This window comes from Halomonas sp. 141, assembly GCF_002810305.1.
In the GTDB taxonomy this organism is placed as follows: Bacteria; Pseudomonadota; Gammaproteobacteria; order Pseudomonadales; family Halomonadaceae; genus Vreelandella; species Vreelandella stevensii.
Window position 1 is genome coordinate 1 of sequence record NZ_PINZ01000166.1, and the last position, 282, is coordinate 282.

The 282-nt window shown below is 64.2% G+C and carries 1 pseudogene; it reads left to right on the forward strand.

The window, feature by feature from the left end:
• A pseudogene (locus CWI66_RS17855) lies at window positions 1-282 on the forward strand (IS1380 family transposase); the annotation flags it as partial.

Here is a 282-nt window from a genome sequence, read left to right on the forward strand (position 1 = left end):
GGCAAGTTCGCCACCAACGATCTGATCCTGCATCTCGCCCAGTTGGCCTACAACATCCTGCGCCTGATGGGACAGCTAGGCATGACCGGCGAGCTGAGCCCGGTTCGCCACCCGGCCAAGCGGCGCCGGCTGCGCACCGTGCTACAAGAGCTGGTGCACCGTGCGGCTCTCGTGATTCACAAGGCACGGCAGATCATCCTCGACGTCGGGCAGGATATCGGGCGCATGACGGTGCTCAAGACGCTGCGGAGCCGACTGCGTTATCCACGAGGAACGCCATGC